This window comes from Pseudomonas sp. NPDC089569 (genome assembly GCF_050280625.1).
GTDB lineage: Bacteria > Pseudomonadota > Gammaproteobacteria > Pseudomonadales > Pseudomonadaceae > Aquipseudomonas.
In genome coordinates this window covers 49,705-64,592 of record NZ_JBNNVQ010000025.1, presented here as the reverse complement: position 1 = coordinate 64,592, position 14,888 = coordinate 49,705, and the positions used below count along the sequence as shown (strand labels likewise).

15 protein-coding genes and 1 pseudogene are annotated in these 14,888 nt (G+C 58.3%); 5 read left to right on the top strand and 11 right to left on the bottom strand.

Going from position 1 to position 14,888, the window contains the following annotated elements:
• A pseudogene (locus ACQKP2_RS13325) lies at positions 1-223 on the top strand (hypothetical protein); the annotation flags it as partial.
• A 171-nt stretch (positions 224-394) separates the two neighbouring features.
• On the opposite strand, the gene rnt reads toward ACQKP2_RS13325, so the two are convergent.
• Both rnt and pyrC read right to left on the bottom strand, forming a co-directional pair.
• Complete coding sequence (gene rnt / locus ACQKP2_RS13320; RefSeq protein ID WP_427577041.1) at positions 395-1,072, bottom strand: ribonuclease T; 678 nt, start codon at positions 1,070-1,072, stop codon at positions 395-397.
• Positions 1,069-2,115, bottom strand: coding sequence for a dihydroorotase (gene pyrC, locus ACQKP2_RS13315; protein ID WP_427577039.1), 1,047 nt, complete (start codon positions 2,113-2,115; stop codon positions 1,069-1,071). Before pyrC ends, rnt begins: the two co-directional genes overlap by 4 nt.
• Positions 2,116-2,275: 160 nt before the next feature.
• Between pyrC and ACQKP2_RS13310 the strand changes: the two genes are divergently transcribed.
• Complete coding sequence (locus tag ACQKP2_RS13310; protein ID WP_427577038.1) at positions 2,276-3,181, top strand: flagellar protein MotY; 906 nt, start codon at positions 2,276-2,278, stop codon at positions 3,179-3,181.
• A 129-nt stretch (positions 3,182-3,310) separates the two neighbouring features.
• The gene (locus tag ACQKP2_RS13305; RefSeq protein ID WP_427577036.1) at positions 3,311-4,528 is read left to right on the top strand and encodes an argininosuccinate synthase; all 1,218 of its coding nucleotides are present in this window, start codon (positions 3,311-3,313) and stop codon (positions 4,526-4,528) included.
• Positions 4,529-4,674: 146 nt separating this feature from the next.
• Here ACQKP2_RS13305 and ACQKP2_RS13300 read toward each other — a convergent pair whose 3' ends face one another.
• Positions 4,675-5,322, bottom strand: a complete 648-nt coding sequence (locus tag ACQKP2_RS13300) for a hypothetical protein (protein ID WP_427577034.1) — start codon at positions 5,320-5,322, stop codon at positions 4,675-4,677.
• Positions 5,323-5,836: 514 nt separating this feature from the next.
• Between ACQKP2_RS13300 and ACQKP2_RS13295 the strand changes: the two genes are divergently transcribed.
• Positions 5,837-6,463, top strand: coding sequence for a response regulator (locus tag ACQKP2_RS13295; RefSeq protein ID WP_427577032.1), 627 nt, complete (start codon positions 5,837-5,839; stop codon positions 6,461-6,463).
• A 90-nt stretch (positions 6,464-6,553) separates the two neighbouring features.
• Here ACQKP2_RS13295 and ACQKP2_RS13290 read toward each other — a convergent pair whose 3' ends face one another.
• From ACQKP2_RS13290 to metG, 8 genes are all read right to left on the bottom strand, one after another.
• Positions 6,554-6,733 (bottom strand): PA3496 family putative envelope integrity protein, encoded by a 180-nt coding sequence (locus ACQKP2_RS13290; protein WP_427577030.1) that lies wholly within the window; start codon positions 6,731-6,733, stop codon positions 6,554-6,556.
• A 106-nt stretch (positions 6,734-6,839) separates the two neighbouring features.
• Positions 6,840-7,478, bottom strand: a complete 639-nt coding sequence (gene nth, locus ACQKP2_RS13285) for an endonuclease III (protein WP_427577029.1) — start codon at positions 7,476-7,478, stop codon at positions 6,840-6,842.
• 25 nt (positions 7,479-7,503) lie between these two features.
• On the bottom strand, positions 7,504-8,088 hold the full coding sequence (locus ACQKP2_RS13280; RefSeq protein WP_427577027.1) for an Rnf-Nqr domain containing protein: 585 nt from the start codon (positions 8,086-8,088) through the stop codon (positions 7,504-7,506).
• Entirely contained in the window at positions 8,081-8,689 is a 609-nt protein-coding gene (locus tag ACQKP2_RS13275) for an RnfABCDGE type electron transport complex subunit G (RefSeq protein ID WP_427577026.1), read from the bottom strand. The genes ACQKP2_RS13280 and ACQKP2_RS13275 overlap by 8 nt, the downstream gene beginning before the upstream one ends.
• Positions 8,686-9,672, bottom strand: a complete 987-nt coding sequence (locus ACQKP2_RS13270) for an RnfABCDGE type electron transport complex subunit D (RefSeq protein ID WP_427577024.1) — start codon at positions 9,670-9,672, stop codon at positions 8,686-8,688. Before ACQKP2_RS13270 ends, ACQKP2_RS13275 begins: the two co-directional genes overlap by 4 nt.
• Positions 9,659-10,669: an electron transport complex subunit RsxB gene (rsxB, locus tag ACQKP2_RS13265; RefSeq protein WP_427577022.1), complete on the bottom strand. Its 1,011-nt coding sequence runs from the start codon at positions 10,667-10,669 to the stop codon at positions 9,659-9,661. Before rsxB ends, ACQKP2_RS13270 begins: the two co-directional genes overlap by 14 nt.
• The gene (locus tag ACQKP2_RS13260; RefSeq protein ID WP_427577020.1) at positions 10,666-11,235 is read right to left on the bottom strand and encodes an Rnf-Nqr domain containing protein; all 570 of its coding nucleotides are present in this window, start codon (positions 11,233-11,235) and stop codon (positions 10,666-10,668) included. Before ACQKP2_RS13260 ends, rsxB begins: the two co-directional genes overlap by 4 nt.
• 272 nt (positions 11,236-11,507) lie before the next feature.
• Complete coding sequence (gene metG, locus ACQKP2_RS13255; protein WP_427577018.1) at positions 11,508-13,559, bottom strand: methionine--tRNA ligase; 2,052 nt, start codon at positions 13,557-13,559, stop codon at positions 11,508-11,510.
• Positions 13,560-13,752: 193 nt separating this feature from the next.
• On the opposite strand from metG, the gene apbC reads away from it, so the two are divergent.
• Positions 13,753-14,847: an iron-sulfur cluster carrier protein ApbC gene (gene apbC, locus ACQKP2_RS13250; protein ID WP_427577017.1), complete on the top strand. Its 1,095-nt coding sequence runs from the start codon at positions 13,753-13,755 to the stop codon at positions 14,845-14,847.
• Positions 14,848-14,888 lie beyond the last annotated feature (41 nt).

Here is a 14,888-nt window from a genome sequence, read left to right as displayed (position 1 = left end):
CCAGCAATCGCCAGAACACCACGCCGTAGCGGCGCAGCAAGGTCATGGCGATGTGCTCCAGCGTATCGGCCGGAATGGGGGCTGGACGTGTGCCGACGCTCTGCAATTCCACGAAGAGCACGGCGAAGTCTGCCCTGCCAACTGGAAAAAAGGCGACAAAGGCATGAACGCTTCGCCAGAAGGCGTTGCTGCTTACCTGACCGAGCACGCTGCTGCCCTGTAAGGCGCGCTCCAGGCATAAAAAAACCGGCCTTCGAGGCCGGTTTTTTTATGGGCGGGAAACAGCATCACGCTTTGTAGGAGCGAGGCTCGCCCGCGAACCAGACGCCGCGGTGTATCTGAAACACCGCGTCATCGTTCTTCGCCGGCAAGCCTGGCTCCTACATCCCCCACATCAATCGTCGAAATCTTCCCAGCCGCCCATTTGTTTCCAGCGATTGACGATGCCGCAGAACAGTTCGGCAGTCTTCTCGGTGTCATAGCGAGCCGAGTGAGCCTCGCGACCGTCAAAGTCGATGTCCGCTGCCTGGCAGGCTTTGGCCAGCACGGTCTGGCCATAAGCCAGGCCGGCGAGGGTGGCCGTGTCGAAACTGGAGAACGGATGAAACGGATTGCGCTTCATGTCCAGGCGCGCAACCGCCGCATTCAGGAAGCCCAGGTCGAAGCTGCTGTTGTGCCCGACCAGGATCGCCCGTTTGCAACCATTGGCCTTCAGAGCCTTACGCACGCCACGGAAGATATCGTTCAGGGCTGTCTCTTCACTCACGGCCATGCGCAGTGGGTGATCGAGTTTGATCCCGGTGAACTCCAGCGCTGCCGCCTCGATGTTCGCACCTTCGAAAGGCTCGACGCGGAAGAAGTAGGTGTGATCCGGGTAGACAAACCCCTTTTCATCCATGGCGATGGTCGTTGCCGCGATTTCCAGCAGGGCGTCGGTGGCGGAGTTGAAACCACCGGTTTCTACGTCGACGACAACGGGCAGGTAACCACGGAACCTGGCGGCCATTGGATGACGAGGACCGCCTCCGCCGCCATGACCTTCCTGTTCGTCATCGAAATGGTCTTCGCTCACGCGTGTTCCTCCAGCAGGCGCCAGCGCAGTTTTTCACCGGCGCGCAGCGGAATAACGGTCTGATCGCCAAACGGCAGGCTGGCCGGGGCCGTCCATTCTTCGCGAACCAGGGTGATGCGGTCAGTGTTCACCGGCAATCCGTAGAAGCGAGGGCCGTTGAGGCTGGCGAAAGCTTCGAGTTTGTCCAGCGCATTGCGCTGTTCGAAGGCTTCGGCATACATCTCGATGGCTGCATAAGCGGTGTAGCAACCTGCACAGCCGCAGGCGGCTTCCTTGGCATGCTTGGCGTGAGGCGCCGAGTCCGTGCCGAGGAAGAACTTTTTGCTGCCGCTGGTGGCGGCGTCGAGCAAGGCTTCCTGATGGGTATTGCGCTTGAGTATCGGCAGGCAATAGAAGTGCGGCCGAATTCCGCCCACCAGCATGTGGTTGCGGTTGTACAGAAGGTGGTGCGCGGTGATGGTCGCACCCACATTGGCCGAAGCCGAATTGACGAATTGCACGGCGTCGGCGGTGGTGATGTGCTCGAACACCACTTTCAGGGTCGGGAACCTCTCGACCACGCGACGCATGTGCTCGTCGATGAAGATCTTTTCGCGATCGAACACGTCGACATCGCCGCGGGTGACTTCACCGTGAATCAGCAGGGGCATTCCGACTTCGGCCATGGCCTCCAGCGCAGGAAAAATCTTGTCGATGCTGGTGACGCCAGAGTCCGAATTGGTGGTCGCGCCGGCCGGGTACAGCTTGGCGGCGTGAACGAAACCGCCCGCCTTGGCTTCGCGAATTTCTTCGGGCTGGGTGCGGTCGGTCAAGTACAGGACCATCAGCGGTTCGAAGCGGCTGCCGGCGGGACGGGCAGCGAGAATCCGCTGGCGATAGCCGTCGGCCTCAGCCGCATTGCGGACCGGAGGAACGAGGTTGGGCATGATGATGGCGCGACCAAAGGTACGCGCGACATCCGCGACGGTATTGGTCAACACGGCACCATCGCGAAGATGAATGTGCCAGTCGTCGGGACGCAGCAGGGTCAGGCGGTCGGACATGAGGGGGATTCCAGGCGGGTCAAACTGAGGGGAATGCTACCGGAAAAGACTCTTGCAGGCACTCGCTATCAAGTTTTGCGGCAAGCTTCCGATATCCAACAGGTATGCCGTAAACATTTGTGTGTCGGTCTTTTAGTTGTAGAAGCCAGTGGAGCCTCCCGTGCGCCAGCGATATTTAGCCTTGCTCAGTGTGTTTGCCAGCCTTCCTGCGATGGCGCTCACGTTTCAGACCCGTCTGGAGAACATTGAGTGGACGGTCGAAGGCGACAAATTCGAGTGCCGCCTCACGCAGCCGATCACCGATTTCGGCTCCGGGCAGTTCGTGCGTCGTGCGGGCGAACAGGCGACTTTTCGTCTGAATGCCTACAACGCCGTGATGGGGGGAGGCTCGGCCACGCTGCTTGCCGCCGCCGCACCTTGGCAGCCAGGGCGGGACGACATCAATCTGGGGACGGTGAGACTAGGCAGCGGTAATGTATTGTTCAACAGCTCGCAGGCTCAGGCAGGACGCTTGATCAGTGGGCTGATGGACGGGCGCAGTCCGGTGGTCCGGCATTCCTCGGGCGATGGTCGGGTTTCGGAGATTCGCTTGTTGCCGGTCAAGTTCAACAAGGCGTTCGTCGACTACCAGGGGTGCGTGGCCAAGTTGTTGCCGCAGAACTTCGATCAGATCAAGCAATCCGAAGTCGGTTTCCCGGGTGGAGGAATCGATCTGGACGCCGCCGCGAAGGCCAGGTTGCAGGTGATGCTCGAATACATGAAGGCTGATCCGACGGTCAATCACATCGAACTCGACGGCCATTCCGATAACAGCGGCAATCGCCTGACCAATCGTGAACTGTCACGTCGCCGGGCCTTGGCGGTCATGGAGTTTTTCAAGGCCAACGGTATCCAGGAGTCGCAGATCACGATGCGCTTCCATGGCGAGCGCTATCCGCTGGCGCCCAATACCAACAACGCCAACCGGTCGAAGAACCGTCGGGTTGCGGTGCGTCTTGAGCGTGGAGCGCCAGCGGAGCAGGTGGCACCCCAGGCGACGAAACCGGCTACCTCGGCCACTTCCTGAATCGGTGGTCATCGTCGCCCCCTCGACAGATTCTGTCGCTTCGTCGTCATAAGCTGTCGCGCCACTGTAAATTATCCTGTATGAGCGGTAGACTCCTCGGCTTTCCGTAAAACCCCGTGGAGTGATGGCATGGCGGACGTAAACAAGGTCGTTCTGGCGTATTCCGGCGGCCTGGACACTTCGGTGATCCTCAAGTGGCTGCAGGATACTTATAACTGTGAAGTGGTGACCTTCACTGCTGACCTGGGTCAGGGCGAAGAGGTCGAACCGGCTCGCGCCAAGGCACAGGCCATGGGCGTGAAAGAGATCTACATCGACGACCTTCGCGAAGAGTTCGTACGCGATTTCGTTTTCCCGATGTTCCGCGCCAACACCGTTTACGAAGGCGAGTACCTGCTGGGTACGTCCATCGCTCGTCCATTGATCGCCAAACGTCTGATCGAAATCGCCAATGAAACCGGTGCTGACGCCATTTCCCACGGCGCCACTGGCAAAGGCAACGACCAGGTGCGTTTCGAACTGGGCGCCTATGCGCTCAAGCCTGGCGTGAAAGTGATCGCTCCGTGGCGTGAATGGGACCTGCTGTCCCGTGAGAAGCTGATGGATTACGCTGAAAAGCACGGGATCCCGATCGAGCGCCACGGCAAGAAGAAGTCCCCGTACTCGATGGACGCCAACCTGCTGCACATCTCCTATGAAGGTGGCGTGCTGGAAGACACCTGGACCGAGCACGAAGAGGACATGTGGCGCTGGACCGTCTCCCCGGAGAAGGCTCCCGACAAGCCGCAGTACCTGGAACTGACCTACCGTAACGGCGACATCGTCGCACTCGATGGCGTCGAAATGACTCCGGCAACCGTGCTGGCGACGTTGAACCGCATCGGTGGCGAACACGGTATCGGCCGTCTGGACATCGTGGAAAACCGTTACGTGGGCATGAAGTCCCGTGGCTGCTACGAAACACCTGGCGGCACCATCATGCTGCGTGCTCACCGTGCGATCGAGTCGATCACCCTGGACCGCGAAGTGGCTCACCTCAAAGATGAGTTGATGGCCAAATACGCGAGCCTGATCTACACCGGTTACTGGTGGAGCCCGGAGCGTCTGATGCTGCAACAGATGATCGACGCTTCCCAGGTCAACGTGAATGGCGTGGTACGCCTGAAACTGTACAAGGGCAACGTTATTGTCACCGGCCGCAAGTCCGATGATTCGCTGTTTGACGCCAACATTGCGACCTTCGAGGAAGATGGCGGCGCTTACAACCAGGCTGACGCAGCGGGCTTCATCAAGCTCAACGCCTTGCGTATGCGCATTGCCGCGAACAAGGGCCGCAAGCTGTTCTGAGCGCCTTGAGCTGTAGAGTCATTGTGGCCTCGTCATCGACGGGGCCACGATGTCGAAAGGTTTTTTCGATGCGCCATTCAGATACATCCATTTAAGCACTACCTGCCTTTTTGCCGGGTCGCCTGTCTTTCATCGATAAGGCCTGGTTACCTGCCCTGATCCAATACCACCATCCCTTGTGAATTCAAATTGTAAGTAACACAGCAATTAGCTGTGCTGCGCTTCCTGCCTTGTCGGGAAAGTTTGAGTACGCTTTCCTTCACAAATGTTTCCGTTGCCGTAACGGTGAGAAATAGAATCACGCCTGCTTGTCTTTTCTGCGTCTTTTGCAGATTTTTCAGCATAGTGTGGAACTCCAGTTTGTTTTTCATCCAGCGCGTATCGACGATGTGCAAAGACTTCAATAAGTCGGGTGAGTGCATTTGCGGCTCTACCGAAGGCGCAGCCTGTCGTTCCAGCTCGTCTGGCGGAGCCTGGGCACCGCAGGGGGAGATATGGCAAGTATCAGTTCTCGATGCGTTGTTTTTTTGAGGGGTAACAACGTCCATGGCTTTGAGGAAGTGTTCATCCTTATCAAAGTCGGAAGGCGAGTAGAGCGATCGATAATTGAAGTTGAGTGTGACAAAAAAAAGGAATAGCAAATAGAAAGGGAAGCTGATCAGGAACCATATGTAGATCTCTCTTTCGTCGTTATCCAGGAAGGGTAGAGAGACCGCTGCCGATGCTTCAGACAATGTTGCAAAAATGGCGATTATTGTCATTGGGTTGCCAATTTTTTTTGTGAGTTTGATCATTTTTGCTCCTCATGGCTTTTCTGGGTGTTGTGCCGTGATCTTTGTATCGCCGACTTGATTTGGCTTTATTTGAGTTCATATGGCCTGCGATTTATCCGGGGTGTGCTCGTTATTACTCTTTGAGCATTCCTATTGCCAATGATTGTTCATGCAGGTTTTTTTGCTGTAAGAGCAAGTTGATAGGCGGTGTGTGATATTTCTGGTGTTTAAGGTTTGATGTTTTGTGTCGTGTGGTTTGAAGTTCGACCGGGTTGCGGCGTGGTCTTGTCCGGTATTGGGTTTTAGTTTTTCTGGTTGTATGTCGATACAAAATGATATTGAAAGAACATCACCTTCCAAGGCCAATTCCATCTTTTTGATGTTGTCTTCGTCGATTTTTTGTAAGACTAATCCGCGAATCTTGTAGGGAATGTCTCTCGGTGCGGGTCGCCGGGGGGAGCGGCATGCCATGGGTGAAACGACTAGGCTATTGTGCGGGCTCTAAAAATTCGAACAGCGAAAATTGGACTTGCCCATGAATAAAGTGCTGATCGTGGATGATCACCCTGTCATTCGTCTTGCAGTACGCATGCTGATGGAGCGTCATGGCTACGAAGTTGTTGCAGAAACAGATAATGGTGTGGATGCATTGCAACTTGCCCGTGAATTTATGCCGGATATTGTCATTCTGGATATCGGGATACCGAAACTCGACGGGCTGGAGGTCATCGCGCGACTGTCATCGGCGGCCATGCCCATGAAAGTGCTCATTTTGACTTCCCAGGCGCCCGGGCATTTTTCCATGCGTTGCATGCAGTCGGGGGCTGCCGGGTATGTGTGCAAGCAGCAGGATCTCACCGAGTTGCTCAGCGCCATAAAGGCAGTCTTGTCCGGTTATAGCTACTTTCCCAATCAAGCCTTGCATACCGTGCGTGCCAGTTTGGGGAACGCCAGTGAAGCCGATATGGTGGATCGTCTGTCGGGTCGTGAAATGATGGTCTTGCAGCAGTTGGCCAGGGGCAAGACCAACAAAGAGATCGCCGACGGGATGTTCCTCAGTAACAAGACCGTCAGCACCTACAAGACGCGTCTATTGCTGAAACTCAATGCGCGTTCTCTGGTGGATCTGATCGAGTTGGCTCAACGCAACGGGCTGGCGTGATTCTTTTGCATCGGCAATATGCGATGAACGGGCAATCATCGCGGTTCGGCACACAGTAAAAAGCCTCCGTTTCGGGAGGCTTTTCAGTTGTCACAAGTCAAAGTCGTAATCGGCCAATTGCTTTTGCAGTCGGCGCTCCTCCAGCAGATTGTCGATTGTGCGGCGTTTGCTCAGGTTGGTTTTCGCTACTTCAACCACAGGCTCGCTATCATCAGCCTCAACTGGGATGAAGTCGTCCTCTACGTCCAATTGCTCTTTGCCAGTGCTCATTTAGTTACTCCAGGCTAAGACGGCCTTTGGGGCTCCTTATATCGACAATCTCCCGGCGGGTAAAAAAGATTTTTTCAATCGGTAAATCAATAAATCCAATAGCGGCTCAATCGTCCGAGGTCTTGTGCTTGTATTCACACAAGTCTTCGATCCGGCAACTGCCACAGCGTGGCTTGCGGGCCAGGCAAACATAGCGGCCGTGAAGGATCAGCCAGTGGTGGGAGTCGAGCAGGTACTCCCTGGGCACAAACTTCATCAGTTTCTTTTCAACTTCGACCACATTCTTGCCAGGTGCAATGCCGGTGCGGTTGCTGACCCGGAAAATATGGGTGTCCACAGCCATGGTCAATTGGCGAAATGCCGTATTGAGCACCACGTTGGCGGTCTTGCGTCCCACGCCAGGCAGGGCTTCCAGTTCTTCTCGGGTCTGCGGCACTTCACCCTCATGACGTTCGACCAGCAGGCGGCAGGTCTCGATCACGTTTTTTGCCTTGCTGTTGTACAGGCCGATGGTCTTGATGTACTCCGACAGTCCCTCGACACCCAAGGCATGGATAGCGGCAGGGGTGTTGGCAACCGGAAACAGCTTTGCCGTCGCCTTGTTGACGCCGACATCGGTCGATTGTGCCGAAAGAATCACCGCGATCAGTAATTCAAACGCAGAGGTATAGGCCAGTTCGGTCTTTGGCTCAGGATTGTCTTCATGCAGTCTGCGGAAGATTTCCAGGCGTTTTGCGGCATTCATTGGCGGTGCGTTTCCTTGAAGACAGTCAGAGTGAAGAGGTTGGGCGTTGACAGGCCCGCCATGCGGCAACCAGCACTCCCAGCAAAATGAAGCCACCAGGGGCCAACACCGCCAGGCGCGAGCCGCCATCGGCGTTCAGCACCCAGCCCTGCCAGCCCGGGGTTGCAGCGATCAGCCACGATAGATGATGACCGAATGTGCCATCACCCATCAGTTCACGCAGCGAACTCAGGGTCAGCATCAGCACGCCGAACAGAAGGTACAGGTGAATGCGGTTTCGCCGTGTGCTCTGGAAAAAACCGGTGTGCTCCAGCACAACACATTGCAAGGCAACCAGGGCAGGATAGATTCCCATCTGTTGATACCACTGCAATGACCAGGCCTGGGCACCCAGTTCCGCGCAACTGGTCAGCGTTGCGGCGAACAGCACGCTTGCCAGCAAGCGTGTCGTCGCAAGCAAATGCGATCGCACTGCATTCATGAGCACACCAAATACGCTGATCACGACGGCGAAGAACAACCACAGGCCCAGAGCGGACACCAGCGAGCCGGTGGCGCCAATAAGTGGTGCGAGCATTAATGAGTGCTGCAATTGCGAAAATTTACTCATGGGATGCCCCGAGCAGTGGTTGCCGGTGTTCATCGAAGTAGCGCAGCGCATCGTGCGTAGCGTTTATCACCGCTCTTGAGGTGATGGTCGCTCCTGCAATCTGGTCAAATTGTCCTCGATCCTTTTTCAAGGCCCAGCCGTTATCTTCCGGATCGGTTCGGGACTTGCCGGTAAATGCCTGAAGCCATGCATTGGGCCGGTCGGCGATCCGCGCGCCGAGCCCTGGCGTTTCCGTTTGTTTCAGGGTTTTGACGCCTATCAGCCTGCCATTGGGGTCGATGGCAATCAGCAAGTCTATGGTGCCGGCATAACCCGACGTCTGGCTGCGCAACAACACGGCGGACGTTTGGCCGGCCCTGGTGGCCCGGTAACCGGTCAGCAGCGTGCTATTGGCCAGCGTCGGATCCTTGAGCGTGAGCGATTGTTCCAGCGGTTGGTTGTCGTAGCTGTCGGGTGGCAGCAGATCCAACAGGCTGCGGCTGTCGATCGAGCGCTGTTCGCTGGCGATCCTTGGCGCACTGCTGCGTTGTACCACATAGGTCAGGCCAAGTCCGAAGGCCGCCAACAGCACCAGGATGACAACGTTCGACGCCCGGTTCATGGCGCAATCCGCTCCTGCCTGGTTGCGATAAAGCGCTCCAGCGCCGGTACGCAGAGGTTCATCAACAGCACGGCAAAGGCTACGCCATCCGGGTAGCCGCCCCAGGTTCGAATCAGATAGGTCAGCAGCCCGACCCCGATGCCGAACAGCAGCCGCGCCCCGGGGCTCTTTGGGCCGGACACGGGTTCGGTGACGATGAAAAACGCGCCCATCATGCTGGCACCGCTCAGCAGGTGAAACAGCGGGGAACCATGGGAGTCGGACCCCGTCCCGTTCCAGCACACCAGGCTGAAAATGAAGAGGCTGGCGAGCATCCCGACTGGCGCATGCCAGCCGAACACACGACGTTGCAGTAGAAACAGGCCGCCAGCGAGAAAAGCCAGATTCACCCATTCCACGCCGTGGCCACCAAAGCGGCCAAATGCGGGATTCGCGGAAAACAGTTCGTCCATGGTCAGGCTTTTGTTGATGCGCAGGCTGTCGAGTGCCGTGGCTCGGACCCAGGCATCCGGGCTTTGGCCGAAACCGAAGACTTGCTGGACGGTCGCCGGCAGATCCATGCCCTGGGATGCAGGCCAGTGGGTCATTTGTTGGGGAAACGCCACCATCACCAGGGCGAAGCCGAGCATCGCCGGGTTGAACGGATTACTGCCGACGCCTCCATACAAATGCTTGCCAAGCAACATGGCGAATGCAGCCGCGCAGACCGTCAGCCACCACGGGCAATACGGCGGCAAGGCAAGCGCCAGCAGCGTGGCGCTGACCAGGGCGCTGCCATCACTCAAGGTGGGCTTGATCGCGCGTTTGCGCAATTGCAGGACGGCTGCTTCAACGGCCAATGCACTTGCGCCCGCCAACAGCAGGTTGATCAACACGCCCCAGCCATACACCCAGAACAATGCCAGCATCCCTGGCAATGTAGCCAGTAGAACCAGTTTCATCGCCTGTTGCAGGCGCTTGTCGACCGGCTCAAGGGGTGGCATGGGCATCCACCTGGCGTTCGGCTTCGCTGACGGCATGCTCCAGCAACTTGATCTGCTCGGCAGCTGCCCCGCTATTGAGGGCTTTCTTCAGTTCGGCGCGGCGCATGGCCAATTGAATCTTCGCTCGATTCAGTTCCGCATTCTTCGGCACGGCGGCAGCAGGCGTTGGAGCCGGCGGCACGGTGCTTTCCAACTGCGCAAGGGCTTGCTCTGCGGTTTCGAACTGTTGTTGCAGGACGATCAGTTGCGACTGTTGATCGAAGGTCGGGGGATGGCCGAAGGCTTTGAGTGATTTGGTCAGTTGTGCCCGGCTCATGGCCAGATCGATCCTGGCCTTTTTCAGCGCAGCATCGGCGTTGGCGGCTTTTTGCGCGCGGACGCGTTCAAGGGCGGCCTGCACCGGGTCAAGTGTCACCTCGCTGGGCTGGGCGGCACGTTGCGCGCGAGCAAGGCGCTCAGCGGATTTTTGCTGTTCTTCGCGCAGCAAGCGGGCGTTGCGCTGTTCGTAACGACGCCGGGCATGGTTGCGTTTGGCGGCACGCGCACGTTGGTCTTCAAGGCTGAATGCCAGACCGCCAACAACGGGCACTACCGTGGCGATGGGCAATGGACGCATTTCGATGCAATCCACCGGGCAGGGTGCGACGCAGAGGTCACACCCGGTGCATTCGTCGACAATCACCGTGTGCATCAGTTTGGCCGCGCCGACGATGGCATCGACCGGGCAGGCCTGAATGCATTTGGTACATCCGATGCATTCGGCTTCGCGAATGTAGGCAATTTGCGCGGGCGCCGAACCACGGCTCACATCCAGTTCCAGTACCGGCACGTTGAGCAGCTCGGCCAGGCCGCTGATGGTTTCGCTCCCGCCCGGCGGACACTTGTTGATCGGCTCGCCATTGGCGATGCCTTCGGCGTAGGGTTTGCATCCGGGATGGCCGCATTTACCGCATTGGGTCTGCGGCAAGAGGGCGTCGATGCGTTGAATCAGACTCATGTTTTGATCAGTCCACTGAATCCGAGAAAGGCCACCGCGATCAGGCCAGCGCCGATCAGGTCAATCGGCAAGCCGTGAAAGGGCAACGGAATATCGTTATTGCGCGTGCGTTGGCGCAAGTCGTTGAACAGGCTCAATACCAGCCAGAATCCGAGTCCGGCCCCCAGGCTCAGGGCGGCGGCGGAGAAAAATCCCTTGTCGTCCTGAGCGTTGAGCAACGTCACCCCGAGCACGGCGGCATTGCCCAGTAGCAGCGGCCAAAGACCCTTGAACGGCAGCGTCGCGAACAAATGGGACAACCCCTTGAGCAACGGGCCGATCGTCAGCACGCTCAGGGGCAGAAACACGAATAGGCGTAGCGAAGTCAACTCCAGCGGGAGGAGCAGCCAATGATAGAGCGTGTAGCCGAACAGGCCGACAATCAGCATCAGGCACGTTGTCGCAATGCCCAGGGCGTGGACTTGCCGGGGTTCACTGCCCAGTAGCGGATCGACGCCCAGAGGCCAGTGCAACACGAGGTTGTTGATCAGGGCGGTGCTGACAAGCGTAAGAAATGCTTCGGTCATGATCGTGCCGACAAATTACGGTAACGCTGTTCGCTTGAGTGGAGGTCTTCCACTGTGGGAGCGAGCCTGCTCGCGATTGCGGTGTGTCAGTTACATCGTTATTGGATGTGAATGCCTCATCGCGAGCAGGCTCGCTCCCACAAAAAAACAGGGCTTTTTCAATGCCGTGCCTTAAAAAGCTTAGGCACTATCCGGCAAGACGCAGGGTATGCCGGACATGAAAATCCCACAGTCATGCCACGCATGACTGTGGGATCGCTTTACCGCTCGCCTTACTTGATCCGCTGACCAGGCTTGGCGCCGCTGTCAGGGCTCAGCAGGTAGATTTCTTCACCGCCGGGGCCCGCGGCCATCACCATGCCTTCGGAAATGCCGAACTTCATTTTCCGTGGCTTGAGGTTGGCAATCATCATGGTCAGGCGACCATTGAGCTTGGACGGGTCTGGATAGGCACTCTTGATCCCGGAGAACACGTTGCGTTGTTCGTCACCGATATCGAGGGTCAGGCGCAGCAACTTGTCGGCACCTTCCACGTGTTCGGCCTTGATGATCAGCGCCACGCGCAAATCGACGGCCGCGAAGGTGTCGAACTCGATTTCCGGGGACAGCGGGTCCTTGGCCAGTTCGCCATTGCCGGCCGGTGCCGATTCGCCGGTGTCGGTCTGGCTGGCGGCCAGGTCTTCTTTCGAAGCGTCGGTCATGGCCTGTACCTTGGCCGGGTCGATGCGCGTCATCAACGGCTTGAACTCGTTCAATTGATGGTTCGCCAGCAGGGTGGCGTGATCGTTCCAGGTCAGCGGCGCGACGTTCAGGAACGCCTCGGCGTCGGCGGCCAGCAGCGGCAGCACTGGTTTGAGGAAGATCACCAACTGGCGGAACAGGTTGACGCCGGTGGCGCAGATGGCCTGGACCTCGTCCTGCTTGCCTTCCTGTTTGTTCAGCGACCACGGCGCCTTGTCGGCGATCCAGGCGTTGGCGCGGTCGGCCAGGGCCATGATTTCGCGCATGGCCCGGGCGAAGTCGCGGGCTTCATAGGCGTCGGCGATGCCTGGCGCGGCGGCCAGGAACGCATCGGTCAGTTCCGGCGCGGCATTGGTATCGACCATGACGCCGGCGTTGCCCTTGTGGATAAAACCGGCGCAACGGCTGGCAATGTTGACGACTTTGCCGACCAGGTCGGAGTTGACCTTCTGCACGAAATCTTCGAGGTTCAGGTCCAGGTCGTCCACGCCGCGGCTCAGTTTGGACGCGTAGTAGTAGCGCAGGTATTCCGGCGACAGGTGGTCCAGGTAGGTCCGGGCCTTGATGAAGGTGCCGCGGGACTTGGACATTTTCTGGCCGTTGACGGTCAGGTAGCCGTGCACATTGATGCCGGTCGGTTTGCGGTAGCCGGCGCCTTCGAGCATGGCTGGCCAGAACAGGGCGTGGAAGTTGACGATGTCCTTGCCGATGAAATGGTACAGCTCGGCGGTGGAGTCCTTGTTCCAGAATGCGTCGAAGTCCAGCCCCGGCGTCCGGTTGCAAAGGTTCTTGAAGCTCGCCATGTAGCCGATTGGCGCGTCCAGCCATACGTAGAAGTACTTGCCCGGCTCGTCGGGAATTTCAAAGCCGAAGTACGGGGCATCACGGGAGATGTCCCACTGCTGCAGGCCGGCATCCAGCCATTCGGCAATCTTGTTGGCGACGGCGTCCTGCAGGGTGCCGCTGCGGGTCCAGCCTTGCAGCATTTCCTGGAAATCCGGCAACTTGAAGAAAAAGTGCTGGGAGTCCTTGAGCACCGGCGTGGCGCCGGAAATGGCCGACTTCGGATCTTTCAGGTCGGTGGGTGCATAGGTGGCGCCGCATTTTTCGCAGTTGTCGCCGTACTGGTCTTCCGTGCCGCATTTCGGGCAGGTGCCCTTGATGAAGCGGTCGGCCAGGAACATTTTCTTTTCCGGGTCGAAGTACTGGGTGATCGAACGCGTGGCGATGTGGCCGGCGTCGCGCAACTTCAGGTAGATCTGACTCGACAGCTCACGGTTTTCTTCGGCGTGAGTGGAGTGGAAGTTGTCGAAGTCCACCAGGAACTCGGCAAAGTCGGCGCTGTGTTCGGCCTGGACGTTGGCGATCAGTTGTTCCGGGGTGATGCCTTCCTTTTCCGCGCGCAGCATGATTGCCGAGCCGTGGGCGTCGTCGGCGCAGACATAAATGCATTGATTGCCGCGGTGCTTCTGGAAGCGCACCCACATATCGGTCTGGATGTATTCCAGCATATGGCCGAGGTGAATCGAACCATTGGCATAGGGCAGGGCGCTGGTGACGAGAATCTTGCGTGGCTCGGACATGGGGCTCGGCTACTTGATGAAACGGAGGTCGGCCACTATAAAGCGCCGGCGCATATTTTTCACCCCGTGGGCCTGTTTCATTGGATCAGAGCAGCCGTGCTCCTGCAAAAGCGTGATGTTTCGCCATCCCTTCAAACGATTAGAACAGGTACGATACTCGCCTGATTTTCCAGCCTTGTTATCGGAGTTGCCCATGAGCGCCGTCAATCGCGCAGCGGTGGAAGCTGTTCTTCGCCAATATACCGACCCTTATCTGAACCAGGACCCGGTCAGCGCCGGGTGCGTGCGCAATATCGAGGTTCAGGGTGACCGCGTCAGCGTTCAGCTCGAACTGGGTTATGCCGCCGGTCTGTTCAAGAGTGGCTGGGCGCAGATGCTGCAAATGGCCATCGAGGGCCTGGACGGCGTCGCGTCGGCCCGGGTCGACATCACCTGCGTGATTGCCGCGCACAAGGCCCAGGCGCAAATTCCGGGGCTGGCCAACGTCAAGAACGTGGTCGCCGTGGCATCCGGCAAGGGGGGCGTGGGCAAGTCCACCACCGCTGCCAACCTCGCATTGGCGCTGGCGCGCGAAGGCGCCAAGGTCGGGATTCTCGACGCGGATATCTACGGCCCAAGCCAGGGCATCATGTTCGGCATCCCGGAGCGCACCCGTCCTCAGGTCAAGGACCAGAAGTGGTTTGTGCCGCTGCAATCCCATGGTGTCGAAGTCATGTCCATGGCGTTTTTGACTGACGACAACACACCGATGGTCTGGCGCGGCCCGATGGTCTCCGGCGCCTTGCTGCAACTGGTGACCCAGACGGCCTGGGGCGATCTGGACTACCTGGTCATCGACATGCCGCCAGGTACCGGTGACATCCAGTTGACCCTGGCACAGAAAGTCCCGGTGGCCGGTGCCGTCATCGTCACCACGCCGCAGGACCTGGCCCTGCTCGACGCGCGCAAGGGGGTGGAGATGTTCCGCAAGGTCAACATTCCGGTGCTGGGCGTGGTGGAAAACATGGCCGTGCACATCTGCTCCAATTGCGGACATGCCGAGCATCTGTTCGGAGAAGGCGGCGGGGTGAAACTGGCCAGCCAGTATGGCGTCGAGTTGCTCGCCTCGTTGCCGCTGTCGATGGTCATTCGCGAGCAGGCCGATGGTGGTAAACCGACGGTGATCGCCGAGCCTGACAGCCAGATTGCGATGGTTTACCAGGAACTGGCCCGCCATGTCGGCGCGCGGATCGTGTTGCAGGAGGCAGCAACGCCGGCGATGCCGAACATCAGCATCAGCGACGATTAATCCGCTTTTGTAGGAGCACGGCTTGCCGGCGAAAGCGGTCT

Coding starts and splice junctions, on each gene's coding strand:
- pyrC (WP_427577039.1), bottom strand. CDS start 2,115: ATGTCCGACCGCCTGACCCTGCTGCGTCCCGACGACTGGCACATTCAT.
- ACQKP2_RS13305 (WP_427577036.1), top strand. CDS start 3,311: ATGGCGGACGTAAACAAGGTCGTTCTGGCGTATTCCGGCGGCCTGGAC.
- ACQKP2_RS13300 (WP_427577034.1), bottom strand. CDS start 5,322: ATGATCAAACTCACAAAAAAAATTGGCAACCCAATGACAATAATCGCC.
- ACQKP2_RS13295 (WP_427577032.1), top strand. CDS start 5,837: ATGAATAAAGTGCTGATCGTGGATGATCACCCTGTCATTCGTCTTGCA.
- ACQKP2_RS13290 (WP_427577030.1), bottom strand. CDS start 6,733: ATGAGCACTGGCAAAGAGCAATTGGACGTAGAGGACGACTTCATCCCA.
- nth (WP_427577029.1), bottom strand. CDS start 7,478: ATGAATGCCGCAAAACGCCTGGAAATCTTCCGCAGACTGCATGAAGAC.
- ACQKP2_RS13280 (WP_427577027.1), bottom strand. CDS start 8,088: ATGAGTAAATTTTCGCAATTGCAGCACTCATTAATGCTCGCACCACTT.
- ACQKP2_RS13275 (WP_427577026.1), bottom strand. CDS start 8,689: ATGAACCGGGCGTCGAACGTTGTCATCCTGGTGCTGTTGGCGGCCTTC.
- ACQKP2_RS13270 (WP_427577024.1), bottom strand. CDS start 9,672: ATGCCACCCCTTGAGCCGGTCGACAAGCGCCTGCAACAGGCGATGAAA.
- rsxB (WP_427577022.1), bottom strand. CDS start 10,669: ATGAGTCTGATTCAACGCATCGACGCCCTCTTGCCGCAGACCCAATGC.
- ACQKP2_RS13260 (WP_427577020.1), bottom strand. CDS start 11,235: ATGACCGAAGCATTTCTTACGCTTGTCAGCACCGCCCTGATCAACAAC.
- metG (WP_427577018.1), bottom strand. CDS start 13,559: ATGTCCGAGCCACGCAAGATTCTCGTCACCAGCGCCCTGCCCTATGCC.
- apbC (WP_427577017.1), top strand. CDS start 13,753: ATGAGCGCCGTCAATCGCGCAGCGGTGGAAGCTGTTCTTCGCCAATAT.